This window comes from Xanthomonas sp. BRIP62418, from assembly GCF_003993495.1.
In the GTDB taxonomy this organism is placed as follows: domain Bacteria; phylum Pseudomonadota; class Gammaproteobacteria; order Xanthomonadales; family Xanthomonadaceae; genus Xanthomonas; species Xanthomonas euroxanthea.
On sequence record NZ_QEZG01000062.1, the window covers coordinates 1 to 14,865 of the forward strand.

The 14,865-nt window shown below is 62.7% G+C and carries 11 protein-coding genes; 5 read left to right on the top strand and 6 right to left on the bottom strand.

The annotated features are described in order from the left end of the window. Positions 1 to 3,980, bottom strand: a 3,980-nt coding sequence (locus EO174_RS22450) for a hypothetical protein (RefSeq protein ID WP_126947620.1), incomplete at its 3' end; no start/stop codon positions are given. Between the two features lie 34 nt (positions 3,981 to 4,014). Beyond that, positions 4,015 to 4,656 carry a DUF1629 domain-containing protein gene (locus tag EO174_RS22455; RefSeq protein WP_031424590.1) on the bottom strand — a complete coding sequence of 214 codons (642 nt, stop codon included), beginning with the start codon at positions 4,654 to 4,656 and terminating at the stop codon, positions 4,015 to 4,017. Positions 4,657 to 5,148: 492 nt separating this feature from the next. On the opposite strand from EO174_RS22455, the gene EO174_RS22460 reads away from it, so the two are divergent. Then, a complete protein-coding gene (locus EO174_RS22460; RefSeq protein ID WP_126936937.1) occupies positions 5,149 to 5,790 on the top strand; it encodes a hypothetical protein in 642 nt (213 codons plus the stop codon). A 216-nt stretch (positions 5,791 to 6,006) separates the two neighbouring features. Here the strand turns inward: EO174_RS22460 and EO174_RS22465 are convergent, their stop codons facing one another. The 4 genes from EO174_RS22465 to EO174_RS22480 form a co-directional block, all read right to left on the bottom strand. After that, the gene (locus EO174_RS22465) at positions 6,007 to 6,330 is read right to left on the bottom strand and encodes a DUF6166 domain-containing protein (RefSeq protein ID WP_005996602.1); all 324 of its coding nucleotides are present in this window, start codon (positions 6,328 to 6,330) and stop codon (positions 6,007 to 6,009) included. 441 nt (positions 6,331 to 6,771) lie between these two features. Continuing rightward, on the bottom strand, positions 6,772 to 9,765 hold the full coding sequence (locus EO174_RS22470) for a Tn3 family transposase (RefSeq protein ID WP_039420095.1): 2,994 nt from the start codon (positions 9,763 to 9,765) through the stop codon (positions 6,772 to 6,774). A gap of 23 nt (positions 9,766 to 9,788) precedes the next feature. Further along, positions 9,789 to 11,060 carry a site-specific integrase gene (locus tag EO174_RS22475; RefSeq protein ID WP_005996605.1) on the bottom strand — a complete coding sequence of 424 codons (1,272 nt, stop codon included), beginning with the start codon at positions 11,058 to 11,060 and terminating at the stop codon, positions 9,789 to 9,791. Then, entirely contained in the window at positions 11,057 to 11,470 is a 414-nt protein-coding gene (locus EO174_RS22480; RefSeq protein WP_005996607.1) for a helix-turn-helix domain-containing protein, read from the bottom strand. Before EO174_RS22480 ends, EO174_RS22475 begins: the two co-directional genes overlap by 4 nt. Positions 11,471 to 11,575: 105 nt before the next feature. On the opposite strand from EO174_RS22480, the gene EO174_RS22485 reads away from it, so the two are divergent. From EO174_RS22485 to EO174_RS22500, 4 genes are all read left to right on the top strand, one after another. Beyond that, complete coding sequence (locus EO174_RS22485) at positions 11,576 to 12,193, top strand: cation transporter (RefSeq protein WP_005996609.1); 618 nt, start codon at positions 11,576 to 11,578, stop codon at positions 12,191 to 12,193. Next, positions 12,190 to 12,546: a hypothetical protein gene (locus EO174_RS22490; protein ID WP_005996612.1), complete on the top strand. Its 357-nt coding sequence runs from the start codon at positions 12,190 to 12,192 to the stop codon at positions 12,544 to 12,546. The genes EO174_RS22485 and EO174_RS22490 overlap by 4 nt, the downstream gene beginning before the upstream one ends. A gap of 86 nt (positions 12,547 to 12,632) precedes the next feature. After that, a complete protein-coding gene (locus EO174_RS22495) occupies positions 12,633 to 13,910 on the top strand; it encodes a TolC family protein (protein ID WP_005996614.1) in 1,278 nt (425 codons plus the stop codon). Then, positions 13,907 to 14,857 (top strand): efflux RND transporter periplasmic adaptor subunit, encoded by a 951-nt coding sequence (locus tag EO174_RS22500; RefSeq protein ID WP_005996617.1) that lies wholly within the window; start codon positions 13,907 to 13,909, stop codon positions 14,855 to 14,857. Before EO174_RS22495 ends, EO174_RS22500 begins: the two co-directional genes overlap by 4 nt. Positions 14,858 to 14,865 lie beyond the last annotated feature (8 nt).

The following is a 14,865-nucleotide window of genomic DNA, read 5'->3' on the forward strand; positions in this document are numbered from 1 at the left end:
CCACCGCCGCCCCCTTGGGGACCGCTCTGCATTGGCCCCTTGGCAAACTCGGGCAAAGTCATCACCATCACTGGCCCGCGGCTGGTGTTGATCTCTGCTGAGACATCCATCCCCAGCGTTTGACGTGTGGCGGCGTGTTCCTGGGCCTCCTGCTGGGCCTGCGCTTCCAGAAAGTCGTTGCCTCTCTTGATCAGCGCCTGGGTTGCTGCGCTGTTGGCCACCCGATTCAGCGCTTGCTCGATCGCGAGTTCGTTTTTGCTTTCCAGTGCATAGAGCACCTCGTCCACGTCCGGGTCGCCCGTGATGGATTTCCGCTGAGCATTTGACGAATCGTTTGGCGCATCCATTTCGGCTGGACCGGCGAAGCGCTGAGCTAGAGGTGGGAGGGACTTGGCTTGCGCAGCCGCTTCACGGGGAGAGCGGTGACCTTGTTCGTGCGCACTGAATGAATCAATGCTCCCACTCTCCTTGTCGCGCGCGCCGTCGCGAGCGAAGGGGTAGGGTTCTCCGCGCTCGCGATACTCCTTCCATTCCTGGTGAAAGCGTTCGTCTTCCCGATCGGCCAGCTCTATCTCCTGTTGCAGCTGTCGCAGCGAGCGCATGGTCTCTTCCAGGAACAGGGCACCGTCTGGATCTGCGGCGCTGTATTCCTGCGCCGGAGTCGATTGGGTGCGCAGGTCTCCCGCTTCCGCCAATCCTGCGGGCAAGCGACTCACAGCCCTGTCTTCCAAGGACTGCTCGTTTGCCTGCGCGAGGTGTGCTGCCGGCAGCAATGCCGCCCCATGATCAGCGAGCAAGGCGTTTGAAGGACGAGGTTGTTCTGCCTCGGCTTCTCGCTCAGGAGTGGTAGGCGCTGTGAACCGCGAGGCAGTCAACGGTTCTGCTGTCGCAGGCGTTGTTGTGGCCATGACGCGAACCGGCTCTGCACCCTGCTCAAGCGCCACGTCTTGTTGACGGACCGACGCTTGCTCTATCTCCGCTTGCTGCGTTTGCACATGGCGATGCAGCACTGGCGGCACTGCATCGGCCTGCGTGCTTTGCGCAGGGTGACTGTGGGTTTCAGAACCCTCGGATGGCGGCAATTGAAATCGCGCAGTGTCGCGGTTCTCCATTGCCTGTATTTCCAGCGCAGATTCAGCTTCTTGTTCTTGACGCGACTGCGCGTCGCCTGGACCAGGCGCCTGCGTCCGTGGGTCAGGCGTGGTGTGAGCCAGGTGTTCGCCTGCCTGTTGGCCCTGCGCCTCTGGATGCTGACGCGCCTGTTCCTGCTGCAACTCGGGCCGTGGTGTTTGTTGAGCCAGCGCGGCATCTTGAGCGTCCGGTTGAGGATCCGGTTGCGGCGAGGACTCCTGACGCTGGGCCTGCTGCTGTGCGAGTCCTTGAACTTGTTGCTGATGATCCTGTGCTTGCCGAGCCTGAGCTTCCTGGACCTCAACTTGCCTGGCTTCTTGAGCCTGGCGGTCTTGCTGCTCCCGCTGCTGGTTGTCCTCGGCTTGGCGCTCCTGCGCCTGACGTTGCTGGACATCCCTCTCCTCACGCTCCTGCAGCTCGCGCTGCTGGCTGGTCTGTGCTTGCTGCTCCTGCACTTGCCGCTCTTCTGACTGCCGATGCTGCTCGGCTTGGCGCTGACCTTCCAGCACCGCGTGGGCCTGGACTGTTTGTTCGCTCTGCGCCCGATCTTCGCGCTCAGGCTGTGCCTGCTGGAGGTGCTCACGCACCTGCGCGGCGTGCTGCTCTTGCGCAAGACGATCTTGCTGTTCGCGTTCTTGCCGCGCCTGTGCCGCTACAGAGGCTTGCATACGCGCCTGGATATCCAGCACCTGCTGCGGATTGGACGACTCGGAGGTCGAGGTGTTCGCCTCTGCCGTTCCCTCAGGCACGCGCCCAAGGGTTGGCGACTCTGGTCGATTGCCTTGCGCCTCAGTCAGCGCCTGCCGAATGTCCTCGCTGCTGGTCACAGCCACCACGCGAGTCACCCCGTCGCTGCCGCGCTGGAGGTGTGCGATGGGGCTGTCATAGCCGTATTGCCCCGACTCATTGCGCTGCAACTGCTGCATCGTCGGCCCGGTGATGCCGTTGGCCTCCATGGTTCGCTGCGAAGCCAGCGCCACGGCCTGCTGGGTCTGCGGGTTGACATTCAAATCAACGCCGGCAGCCCGGTAGCGGTGCAGCAGCTCGTTCTGCTCCATCTGCGCCGCCGTAGGCGCGGGAAGCGCCTCAATCGCCGCCAGGGCTTCCTGAGCGCGCTCCAGCGAGGCCTGGCGCATCTGGTTGGTGAGCTCCAGCTCCGCCGCCAGGTTGCCGGTCGCCAGCCCTTCCTTTCCAAGCCACTGCCCAGCCTCGTTGCGCTGGTAGGCTTGACCATCGTGGCCTTGAACCCGGTCCGGCTTGGCCTGCGCTGCTTGCACCGCCGCCGGCACCTCCACTCCATAGTCGCGGGCGCGCTGCGCGGCGTGGTTTTCCAGGTAGGTCGCTGCGATGGCCTCACGCCCGGTGGCGATGTTGCTCTCGATGCGCGCCAAGGCTTCCTGGTTGAGCTGTTGCGCGCGTTCCGGGGACGCGAGTTGGAGGGCGTAGCTGCCAATCTCATCGGTGCCGGACGCGGCGGTCCTGACTTGGCGCTCCCAAGTCTGACGCTCGGCATTCCGCTCCCAATTCTGGTTGTCCAATCCCACCTGGTCGCTTGCCCGTGCGGGGAGGTTGAACGGGTTCTGGGATGGCGGGGCGTTGCCCAACGCCAGCTCCACCGCCTTCGCGTTGGCCAGGGCGCCAAGTTCCTGGGATTTCTCGTAGCTGGCCACCACGGGCTGCTCGCCCGGGGTGCGGCGGCCATCCTGGGCAAGGTCGAAGGCCGCTTCGCGCTGCCAGTTGCGGCCGTTGAACTGCCACTCCACGTCCGCTTTGTCGGTCTGGTTGTAGATAGCGCGGTTGTCCAGCAAATCGGCGCCCTTGTCGAATGCCTTGCTCATCAACAGCGCATCGCCCACCACCAACGCCGCAGGCACGAAGCCGCTGCCGCCCAGCGCTGCTGCGGTGGACGCGCCACCGGCCCAGCCGCCGACATTGCGCGCCAAGGCATGGGTAACCTCAGACTGTGCGGCGGTTGCGTTGCCTTGTTCCAGCAGCTCGGCCGAACGGCGAGCGGTCAACACCGCATCTGCGCCAGTCGCCAGCAAGCCACCCGAACGCACCAGGGTGCTGGCCGAGGCATTGCCGAGCAACACTTCCATGGACGCGGCACCGCTTTGACCGCGAGGAACTCGCAAAGGTCTCGCAGCTTCCTCGCCCAAGGTGTTTTCCACTACAGCCACGCCACCGGGTGACAGTGTCAGCTTTCCACCGTGATAGGCCTCGGAGATAGCCGTGGACAACCCATGTCTTTGCAGGTCAATGTTGCCGCCCCCCAGCAATGGCAGCCCGGAGGTATGAAAATACTGCAACGTGGAAACGAGGCGAGATTCGGTGTGTGTGACCCCCGCCCACTGACGTGTAATAGCGCTGGCTTGACCATATGCTTTCAACTGCGCTGCATTTCGGGCAGCGTAGTTGTTTGGATCATCGAAGAATGCGTGAGTCGCAGCCCGGGTTTGGCTAATTGACTGCCCTATGGCGGTATTCGTGCGTAGGTCGCCATTGATAAGTGCCACCTGCGCGGTGTCACTCAATCGCTGAACCCTGAGAGCAATTCGGTCCAGCGCGTCCGAGTCCTTCGCCAACACTGCCGCCTGGCCATCCTTTGTGGCGGCCAATTCCTCCAGGGCATCCTTTAAACCAAGGCCATACTCCTTAACAGGCCGGCCATTGTGCGGCGTCATCCCAATGGCGTGAGCAAGCCCCTTGTCGTTGGGCAAATTGATCAGATTGGTAGCCGCGTCCTTGTTCAACCGACCAGAATCAACAAGTACCTGTAGCAGGGGATCACTCTTAAACGCGTTTTGCTCGATGGCGTGATGTGATTGAAAGAGAGTCTTTTCCGGCATGGCTTACGGGCTCCTGCCTTTAGGCCTTGTAGGTTCAGATGTCAGATGCGTCAATGAACGAGATGCCGCTCACTTCTGCTTTGTCAGATATGCCAGCCGCATGAACCTCGCTCTTAAAATCGTGATCGCAGAATACCGATGGATTGAACGGCAAGCGGAATACATGTGACTTCCCCAACACATCATGTCTGAATGCAAGGCTGGCTCCTCCACCCAAGGAGTAAAACTTTCCACGCACATAGTCGTCATCGACTTTGATCCTAAGTCTGGATGCTTCTTCGTCTAAGGCATCTAGCTCTCGAATGACGTCACACAGAAAATGACGTGGACCCTTGCTCCCGTCAATCAACCGGTAATCCACCTCGATGAACGCAAATGCACCCGGGTCACATGAGCACATGATGTCATGGAGTCGCTCGGATACTAGCCAGTAACCGCCAAACCCAGGCTCTAGATCACGGGGTTCGGGACCCCCGCTTGGGTCATAGGTCATCTGTGGCTGTTCGAGCAGTGAAGGAAATCCACCCGCCTCAGGACGCAAGATCACACGGGAGGGAGACAGCAGCTCGCGAAGGTTGTTGAACCTCACACCGCAGGGAGGCCTAGCACTCTCCATATCAGACACGAACATGTAGAACGCTTCGGGGGTGGGCTGATTAGGTACTGTTGATTGCATGCGTCTATCCCCATCGTTTTCGCGTCGGTGGTAACACAACGGTTGCACCTCAGTATAAACGCGTTGAACTGAAGCGCTCGCTGTAGCCTGGGGGCGGGTGGGGCAGCCATGCGAGCAAAGCCTGCAGCCGCTGTCCCTGGCAAAGGGGTAGGGTGCCGCACAACCGGCGATCGCCCAGCACGCAGGTGCACTGCATCGCGGTCGCAAGCCTTGCTGTAATCAACTTCTCGGGGTCTACGCATGTGCAATTGACGGCGACTCCGCGGCCTGGGGTGGGGGAGAGGACTTCTAGTGGTCTGGACCACCGATCTTCGCCCTTGACAGCAAAGAGGCGCTCTTTTAAATTTTTCCCTAGAACGCGCTCTGCGCATCTCCGTAGTGGCCGGTGCCACCCACGTAACACATACGCAACACTTATATCAATCCCCAGCGGGCGAACTAGATTTCGCCCATGGGCGAGGTCTGTTTGCCCCTTTTCGTTTGGAGCAAATCATGACCACTCTAGTCCAGGCCCGTCTCGACGGCGCTTTTCACAATCTTGTTATGCGTATCTACGCAAACGCTGAGGCGGCTAAGTCCAAGCTCTGCGGAACGCGCTGCGCAACCTCAGATCCTCAGCCAATCTTCAAGGGATTTACCTACGTTGCAAGTGCCCGCGTTGAGTACTGCGTAGCGCTACCGATGTACGACGATTATCCCTGGGTTGAGGAATGTTTCTACCACCATGCGCGTTACTTCCATCTGGATTTTCCGGCCATGGGCCTTGTCCAAGCCAGGGATCACATCGGTGCTACCTGGGAGACTGCTAGGGACAAGGTCGAATCGGTCTATTTTAAAGATGAAAAATACGCGGATGATGACTGGAGCGAGTTCGGTATCATCAAATCAATCAAGCTACTTGACACCTTCGGGAACGTGGTCGACACCATCTCTGGCAGGAGCTCGTGGATCCATGACCCGCAGATTATCGGTGACGTTAACTCGTTGAAGGAGCGCGTAGTTGCACTCAGGGCAGAAAGTGCTCTCGAGTATGGCTGGGACAACCACGACACCGCGCGTTCTCTACGTTCCATGGCTGATTCGATCGTCGATCAGATATCCATTATCGAATGTCGCAGTAGACTAGTGGCGTAACAGCCATGCTCGGCTGCAGCACATTTGCATCTCAGTTGTCACTCACCCAAAGCCCCTTCTAGCACAGCTAGCAGGGGCTTTTTTGTGGACTCCCCTCCTCCCAACAACGCTAGTGGAGGGCCGGCTAGCTCCCCACGTTGACCTGGAGTTGCCGGCCACCAGATCAGCGCTACGAAGGGGAAGGGCAAGGGCGGGAGTCGAGGTGCCAGCCATCGGTCAGGGGAACAATTGCTTGATGGGGTCCACTTGCAAATCATGCTCGGCATCATTGTCCAAAGTTGACTTGCTGATTACATGGTTCAAAATTTCATCGCCGCGTCTACGCAGTTCGGTATCGCTGAGATTGTCCATCTCGAACAGTTTGCCCGCGATTGCGTAGCTTAGGTTTTTAGCTCCGCTACCTCCGTAACCCCACCCAATTCCACCTGGATAATTGAACAAGTCGCGGCGCGTCGGCAGCAGCTCGGCCCGGCCGTCTTCAGCATGTCGATAGAGCGCGACACTGGCGCCCTCAACGATTCGCAGCAGGATGTGGCTCATTGGCATCTCGTCATCATAGGCATGGCGCCCGGAAGGGGCATTGTGCGCAGGGTCGCGGCAGCTTCTGCAAGTGGCGCGCGTAGCGGGCGAGGAATTGAACCTACCGGCAATGACGCGGCACGTGGCATCGGTGCACAGCACCACAAGGTACCTACGCGCGGTAATGCCCCCTTCTGGGCCGGTAGCAGGTCGGGCAGGGCATTCGCATCGGCTGCGACTGCGATGTGCACAGTGTGGTGAATGGGCCAACGCAAACGACCAACACTCGCACCGTGGCACTTCGGCCCACCTGGGATTTGCGACGCCTGCGGAAGCCGGTGCGGCACGATGGACCAGGCCGGTATGAGGGTCGGCAGGGAATCGTTACGTACAGGGCCAAATGCCACCTAAGCGATTGAAACGAAATGATAATTGTCTTGTCCCGATGGCGGATATCCCCGTCTATGGGGCCTGTTCAAGGACTTTCGCTGTATAGCTCAGCGGCGCCACTTCCCTTTCAAGATCCAAGTGATAGTCGCCGAAGCGATTGATGTGGCTGGTCCGGTAAGGCGACAGGCCGGCCAGAATCTCGGGCGTCAGTTCAATCCCCTCCTTCTGCATTACGGCCAAGGTCCGGCTCATGCGTTCCACGTTGTGGAGGATGATCATGTTGGCCACCAGCTGGCTGTACTTGATGATCTTGCGCTGCTCGTGTTGGACGTTCTCAGCAATGATCCCTTGGCTGCCAAAGAAGACCCACTTCACGAAGCCGTTGTATTCCTCGCTCTTGTTGGTCGCAGCATGGATCGTTTTGCGAATCTCGTTGTCATCGATGTAGCGCAGCAAGAACAGCGTTCGGACGGCCTTGCCAAGTTCCCGGAAGGCGAAGTACAGCTTGTTCTTCCGGCTGTAGGTGCCCAGCCGGCGCAGGATCGAGGACGCGGTGATCTTCCCCAATCGGATCGAGATCACTACCCGCAGCATGTCGTGGAGATGCGTCGCGATCAGTTGCCAGTCGATGCTGTCTCCGAACAGTGCCTGGATATTCTTATAGGTCCTGCCAGGTTCGGGCCGGAAGAATGTCAGATCCTTGATGTTTCGTATCCTGGGCATCAGCTGGATGCCCAGCATGTGGGCCAAACCGAAGACTGGGTAGCTTTGGGCCTGCGTGTCGCCATGGACGATCTCAGGCTGGATGTCGGAAGTGTTGGCCAGCAGGCCGTCGAGGATGTAGATGCCCTCGTGCACACCACAGGGAATGAAATGGCTGAACAGCGCCACGTATTTGTCGGACACATGGTAGTAGCCGATGCCGCCGTAGCCGCCGTAGCGGATGTGGTACTCCGACAGCAGGTTGTCCTCGTAGACGCTCCATTTGGTGCCATCTGCTGAGGCGCTTTTCCCGCTGCCCCAATAGCCCGGGAGGTCGAATTTATTGTAGGTATTGATGACCTCTACGATGGCCTTCTCAAGCACATCCTCGGTCACGTATTTCAGGTTCAGCCAAGCAACCTGGCGCCGGCTGAAGCCCTTGATCGACCGCGCCGTCTGCGTCGGCCCCAGGTTGCAGCCATAGCAAAATAGCGTGGTGATCACACGTCGGGGCAGATCTTCGACTTGGCTCTCGGTACCGGCGATCGGGCGGAAAAAACGGTGCAGATCCAGCCATTGGCTGGCGTCGATCAGGACATCGACGATGCTGGACTCCGGGAGCCGTTCGGCGATGAGGCGATCCACCGTGGCAATGGCACTTGAGACCTCAGCGCGTTGCCCCTTCCGCAGTACCAGGCGCCCTTCCAAGATGTCCGCATGCACATTCTCGGGGAAGCGCTCGTCAACTTCGTCGGCCAAGTCGGTCAGTTGTGCGCGCAACCCAGCCACGAACGACGCGGCGTCGGTGGGTAGACCTGACACCTGACCATAGGCTTCCAGTTCCTGGGCCAAGGTGGCTTCATCGACCAGCTGCTCGCGGTAGTCATCAAAGCGTTCGCTGCTGGGAATGAAGAGATCTCCGGACTTCAGCTCGTCTTTGACCTGCACCACCACGGCCAGCTCGAAGTACTTACGGTGCATCCAGCCGGCGCCGGCAGCGCTGGCACGCTTGCCAAACACATGCTGACGCCAGAGCTTGGACATCCAATCGAAGTCCTTTTCCGGGTCCAGGCCGAGGGATGCGACCTCGATCAGCTCACGGCGTTGGTTGCGCAGCGACAGCACCGCTGCGATCAACGGCTCCATGCCGGCATCGTGGCTGGTTGACCGCAGATTCATCAGCTCCAGCCCATTGAACAGCAGCGGCCTGACCGTGCCGTAGGGTTGCAGCATGAAAGGCAGATAGTTCTTCCCTGCGTATGCCATATGTTCTTCGCATTCGGCCAGCAAGGTCGACACTTCCGCTTCTAGACTGTTGTCGATGGCATCCACGCGCTGACTATCGCTGCCGTCGAGCTGATAGGCCTGCAGGATTTCCTTGAGCTGGCCGATCAGGAAGTCGGCCCGCTTGGCATGTTCGAGCTGGTAGGCCAGCAGTTTTTGCTGGGCCGTGTTTTCCAGCCCGCGCACCTGCTTGATGAATAGCTCGGCTGCGTCATCCAGCGTCTTGGCATGCTGGGCGCGAATGAAGATGGTGGCCAGCGCATAGCGCTTGTCCGGAGCCAATTCGGCCAGCTCGCTGGCGTCATAGGCCCGGGCCATTGCACGGAATTGCTTAAGCTTAGGGACCGGCACATCGATCGGGGGCAGCTGCTCAGCCAACTGCTGCAGCATGCGGATGTGCTGCAGATAGAACCGGACTTCCTTGTTGGTGGGCCGACCAGGCTCGCGCTTGAGCGATTGCCAGCCGGTGAACCTGGAGTTTTCCGGTGCGCGCAGCAAGTCGTCAATGAGCGTGCGCGTGGTAGGCGTCAGCGCGTGGCTGATGCTACGGTAGTAGCCCAGATTGACCCGCTCACGCGCGCCGATGGCGGCCAGTTCCAGGGTGCGGAAACCGGGCAGTTCGTAGCGATGGTGCACCAGCTCTTCGAGCAGGACGTTCACGATGTCCGGGATGGTGTGCTTGGTCTGGGCTGCTCCGGTGGCCACCGTGTCCAGCCAGGCCAAGCCTGATTTATCCAGGGGACGTACACCGATGAACTGCCGAAGCTGCGGGATATGCCGGCGCTGGCTACCGGAAGCGTCGTAACGTTCGAGCTGGTCGGTGTCCAATACGCGCCCGAGTCGGGCGGCCTTGGCGATGTGCTTCCGGATCCGCTCGGGTACGTCGGCCAACACCGTGAAGTAACCGAGGCGCTGGAAGAGCTTGAGATGAATCAGTACCGCCAGCTGCGGTCCCGGCTGGGTGGTCAGCTGCTTGGCGAATGCAATCTCAGCGGCGGTGGGGGTATAGATCTCCTCCAGTTCCTTGGCGGTGGGATCAGGCTTCAGTCGCGGGTAGGCGGTCTCGTGAAGGGTAGCCATTGGATCCGGAGGTTATGAGGGGATCAATCCCAGTGCCGGCCGTCGTCTGTATTGAGAGACGCTTCCAGGAAACACTGGTGCGTATCGGCCATGCGGTGCATGTCATCGAGCAACGTGGCCAGGATTTCATCCAGATCCCGATCGGGATCGGTGGGAACCGTCAACCGGTACTCGCTGCTGGCGGTGTTCAGCCGCACCGCTTGGAACGGGGCCAAGCAGATCTCTTCGATCCGGCCCCGGGCCTTAGCCGCGCCGCGACCCGCGCGGGCAAATGGGGTCAGTACCATGCGCAGGCGCAGCTGCAGTGCAGATTTGCCCTCGGGCGCCGGCAGCGCCATCGCCGGTACCGGCACGGTTGGACTTGGCAGGCTTGCTTCAATGCGGTCCCGTGCGAACGGGTCATGCCCGTCCAGGTAGCGCATGGCCGACTGCACATCGCGCCAGCCCACGTACTCCATCAGCGCCTTCATGTCCCAGCCCTGCTCGTTGGCCCAGCTGGCAAAGCCGCGGCGCAGGGAATGACTGCTGTGGAGCCCCGCATCGGCAAAGCCGGCACTGGTCAGCAACTCGCGCAGCAGGCGCACCAAGCTGTTGGGATGCAGGCCTTCGGCGCTCACCTGGCCCCATTGGCTGACCGCCCGAAATACCGGCCCTTCTTGCAGGTCGGCCGCCTGCAGCCACACCTGGGTCGCCTCCACCGGGCACAATCGCGACAACGCCGGCACCTTGTAGGTAACGCCGGCGGCCTGGCGATCGCCCTTGCTGCGCGGCAAGAAACAGGTCATCCCCTGTCCCGGCACCAGCGTGAGATGGGCCACGTCCAGGCGCAGCAGTTCATCGCCACGAAAGCCACGCCAGAATCCGAGCAGCACCAGCGCTCGGTCCCGTTGGTGGCGCAGCGCTGCCGCTCCGTCGCCCCGCGCGCGTGCCGCCGCGATCGCTGCGGCTAACCAGTCATCGAGCTCGACCAGCCGCCGAATCTGGAGCGGCGCGGCTTGCTTGACCTGGCCCGGGTGCAGGGTCTTGATGCCTTTGAGTACCTTGCGCACCAGCGGCGACCGGGTCGGGTCGACAAAGCCGTGGTCGCGGTGCCAGGAGGCAATGGCGGCCAGCCTGTGGCGAAGGGTGCTGGTGGCCAGGGTCTGCGCATACGCGGCCAGGTACCGGGCCACGCTGTCCGGTGTCGCTGGGAGGTGGCCTTGCCACTCGACTTCAAAGTGCCGCAGCGCCGACGCATAGCTGCGCACCGTGTTCTGGCGCGTGGCCGCATCGAGGTAGCGGTCCAGTTCGGTCACTGGCGCGTGGCCTCCACCGAGGCCGGCTGCCGCAGCGTTGACAGGATGGTGCATACAGCCCGCTGCCCGCCGTGGCAACTGGCAATCACCCGTTCCAGCTCGCTGGCCATGCGCTGCAGGTCGGCCATGCGCGCCCGCACGTCGGTCAGATGGCTGCGGGCCAGCCGATCCACGTCCCCGCACGAAAGCTCTTCATCGCCCGCCAACTGCAGCAGGCTGCGGACCTCCTCCAGGCTGAAGCCCAGGTCCCGGCCGCGCGCAATGAAGCGCAGTCGCTCGATGTCGGCCGGGCCATAGACCCGGTAGCCATTGCCCGAGCGCCCCGGGCGCGGCAGCAGGCCGATCCGCTCGTAATAGCGGATGGTCTCCAAATGGCACCCACTGGCGTCGGCAGCCTCACTGATTTTCATTCGTAGTACGCTTGACTCCGTAGTAGCTACGGACTTTACCCTCACCGGCTGTGCCATGCCAGCGGTCCGCCTGGGCCTGGCTTCCCTGCGACTGGAGATGTTCCGATGAGTGATTGTGGCTGCCACCACGAGGCCAAGAACGCGCAGGAGCGGCGCGTGCTCTGGATCGCCCTTGCCCTGAATGCGGCGATGGCCGTGATCGGCGGCATCGCCGGCTGGGTTGCCCATTCCACAGGCCTATTGGCCGACGCGCTGGACATGCTGTCTGACGCCACCGCCTACGCCATTGGCTTGGTCGCCATCGGGCGCACGGCCCGCTTCAAGGCGAACGCAGCCTGGGTCAGCGGCAGTGTATTGCTGGTGCTGGGTGTGGGCGTGTTGGTCGAGGTCGGCCGCCGCGTAATGTTCGGTGCCGAGCCGGTCAGCGGCTGGATGATTGGCACCGCCCTGCTGTCGCTGGTGGTCAACGTGACGGCACTGCGCATGTTGGCGCCGATGAAGTCCGGCGAGGTGCATCTGCGGGCGACCTGGCTGTTCACCCGGGCTGATGTGGTCGCCAACGTTGGCGTGATCCTGGCGGGCCTCCTGGTGTGGTGGCTGGCCAGCCCGTACCCAGATTTCGTGATCGGCGCCCTGATCGGCCTGTATGTGATCAAGGAAGCCTTCGAGATCTTGGGTGATGCCCGCCGGGCACGTGCCGACGCGCGCAAGACGGCTGCATGATCGCCCTTGGCCGGCTGCGGACGGGCCTACGCTGGCTGCTGCTGGCGCAGCTGGCGGTGGGTTTGCTGGTCCAGCCGGTCTTGGGTCTGGCGAGCGAACTGCACGTTCACATCCATCCGATCATTGCCGCCCATGGGCCGGCAGTGGCCGCACCGGCACCTGAGCGTGGCATCGGCGCCGCCTTGCACCGCCTTCACCAGCTGGCGCTGTGCTGCAGCCAGGCCGCACAGCCCCCTGAGATCCTGCTGACCGTTGCGGACATCGGCCGGCATTTGCCGGTGATGCAAGCCAACACGCGCCCGTATCCGCACGAGCACCTGGTCGCGCCGTTCCGGCCTCCGATCGCAGGGTGATCTCCGCCGGCAGCGCCGGCTCAGCGACCTGCTGCTGTGCGCGGTGGTGATCGTTTGTTGATGTCGAAACCCTTCGGAGTACTTCCATGGATGTACGATTGGCGGCCTTGGCCGCATGGCTGCTGCTGACTGCGGCGACAACGTCGGCGGCAGCGGCCGAGCTGATGACCTTGGACGACGCGTTCGCGCGCGTGGCCCAAACCCACCCCGAGCTGCGCTTGGTCGATGCGCGCGCCATCGTGCTCGCTGCCGAGCGCGACCAGGCGGTGCAGCGCCCACCGTGGACGCTCGGTGCCGAGGTCGAAAATGCGTTGGGCACTGGCGCGGCCCGCGGTCTGGACAGCGCCGAGTTGACCTTGAGCCTGAGCTCGGTCCTGGAGCGCGGCGGCAAGCTCGACGCCCGGCGCACCTTGGCCCAAAGCCGGATTGATGCACTGGCCGTGCAGCGCGAGACCGGGCGGCTGGACCTGCTCGCCGAGACGGCGCAGCGCTATTTGGCCGTTGTCGGTGCCAACCGGCAACACAGCCTGGCGGACATGGATGTTGGCCAGCGCCAGCGAACCGTGGCCGCTGCCCGGCAACGCCTGCAGGCCGGCGCTTCACCCGAATCGGTGCTGCTCACCGCGCAGGCAGCGCTGGCGCGGGCCGAGCTGACGCGTGATCGGGCCGAGCAACAGCGATTGGCCGCCCGTCAGCATCTGGCCGCGCTGTGGGGCGAACGTACTCCCACCTTCGAGGTGGCTCCGGCCGATCCGATGGCCCTGCCGGCGATCGCCTCCATGCAGACGCTGGCCGATGAGCTGGAGCGGACTCCGGAACTGGCGCAGTTTGCCGACGCCCGACGGATCGCGCAGGCACGACTGCAGCTGGCGCGTTCGGCGGCCTCACCGGACCTGTCCTGGCAGCTCGGCGTGCGCCGCCTGCAGGAGACCGACGACACTGCACTGGTCGCTAGCGTGTCCATGCCGCTGGGCAGCCGCAGCCGCGCACAGCCAGAGATCCGCGCCGGCGAAGCCGAACTGGAGGTCCTGACGATCGAGCGCGAGGCCAAGGGCTTGTCGCTGTATTCCACGCTGGTCGAGGCCCATGGCCGCTACACCGTCGCACAAGCCGAGGTGGCGCGCCTGCACAGCGACGTGTTGCCGAAGCTGGCCCGAGCCGAGCGGGCCGCTGAGCGTGCCTACCGCGCTGGGGCGATCAGTTACCTGGAATGGGCCCAGTTGCAGTCCGAACGTACGGCCATGGCCCAGCAGCAGCTGGACGTGGCCTTGGATGCGCAACGCGCCCTGATCGAAATTCAACGACTGACCGGCCAGGCGCTTGTAACGCCGCCGGCGGCCGCTTCATTTGGAGATAGCCCATGAGCCGTTTTTCCTGGACCGCACTGGGCATGGCCCTGTTGCTGACCGCCTGCAATGCGTCCGCCCCCAACGAAGCATCCGAGGGCGGCCCCGCCGCTGAGGGCGAGGAGCACGGCGAGCACGAGGAAGCGCCGCTGGAAACCAAGATTGCCGCCAAGGCTGCGCAGGCGGCAGGAATCCAGGTCGCGCCGGCTGGGCCTGGTGAGATCGCTGACGAGCATGAGGTGCAAGGTCTGCTCACCCCGATCGATGGGCGCATCGCACAGGTCACGGCACGCTTCCCCGGACCGGTCCGCTCTGTGCGAGCGGGCGTGGGTGATCAGGTGCGTGCCGGCCAGGCACTGGCTACAGTAGAGAGCAACCTGAGCCTGACCACCTATACCGTCACCGCGCCGATCAGTGGCGTGGTGATGGCGCGTACGGCCGCTGTGGGCATGGCGGCGGCTGAGGGCGCGCCACTGTTCGAGGTCGCCGACCTGTCCACCCTGTGGGTGGACCTGCACATCTTTGGGGCCGACGTCCAGCACATCGGTGCCGGCGTGCCGGTGACGGTCACCCGCTTGAGCGATGGCGTCACGGCGCAGACCACCTTGGAGCGCGTCCTGCCCGGCACCGCCACCGCCAGCCAAAGCACCATTGCGCGCGCCACCGTGGCCAACACCGATGGCCTGTGGCGTCCGGGTTCGGCGGTCAAGGCGCGGGTCACCGTGGATCGCCAATCGGCGGCGCTGGTGGTGCCAATCACCGCGCTGCAGACCGCAGAAGACCAGGACGTGGTCTACGTGCAGCAGGGAGAGACCTACCACACCCGGCCGGTCAAGCTCGGTCGCCGCGACGCTGAGCGCGCCGAAGTGCTGGAAGGGCTCAAGGCCGGTGAACAGGTGGTGGTGGCCCAGAGCTTCCTGATCAAGGCCGACATCGAAAAATCCACCGTCGAAGAAGACCATTGAGGCCCGCC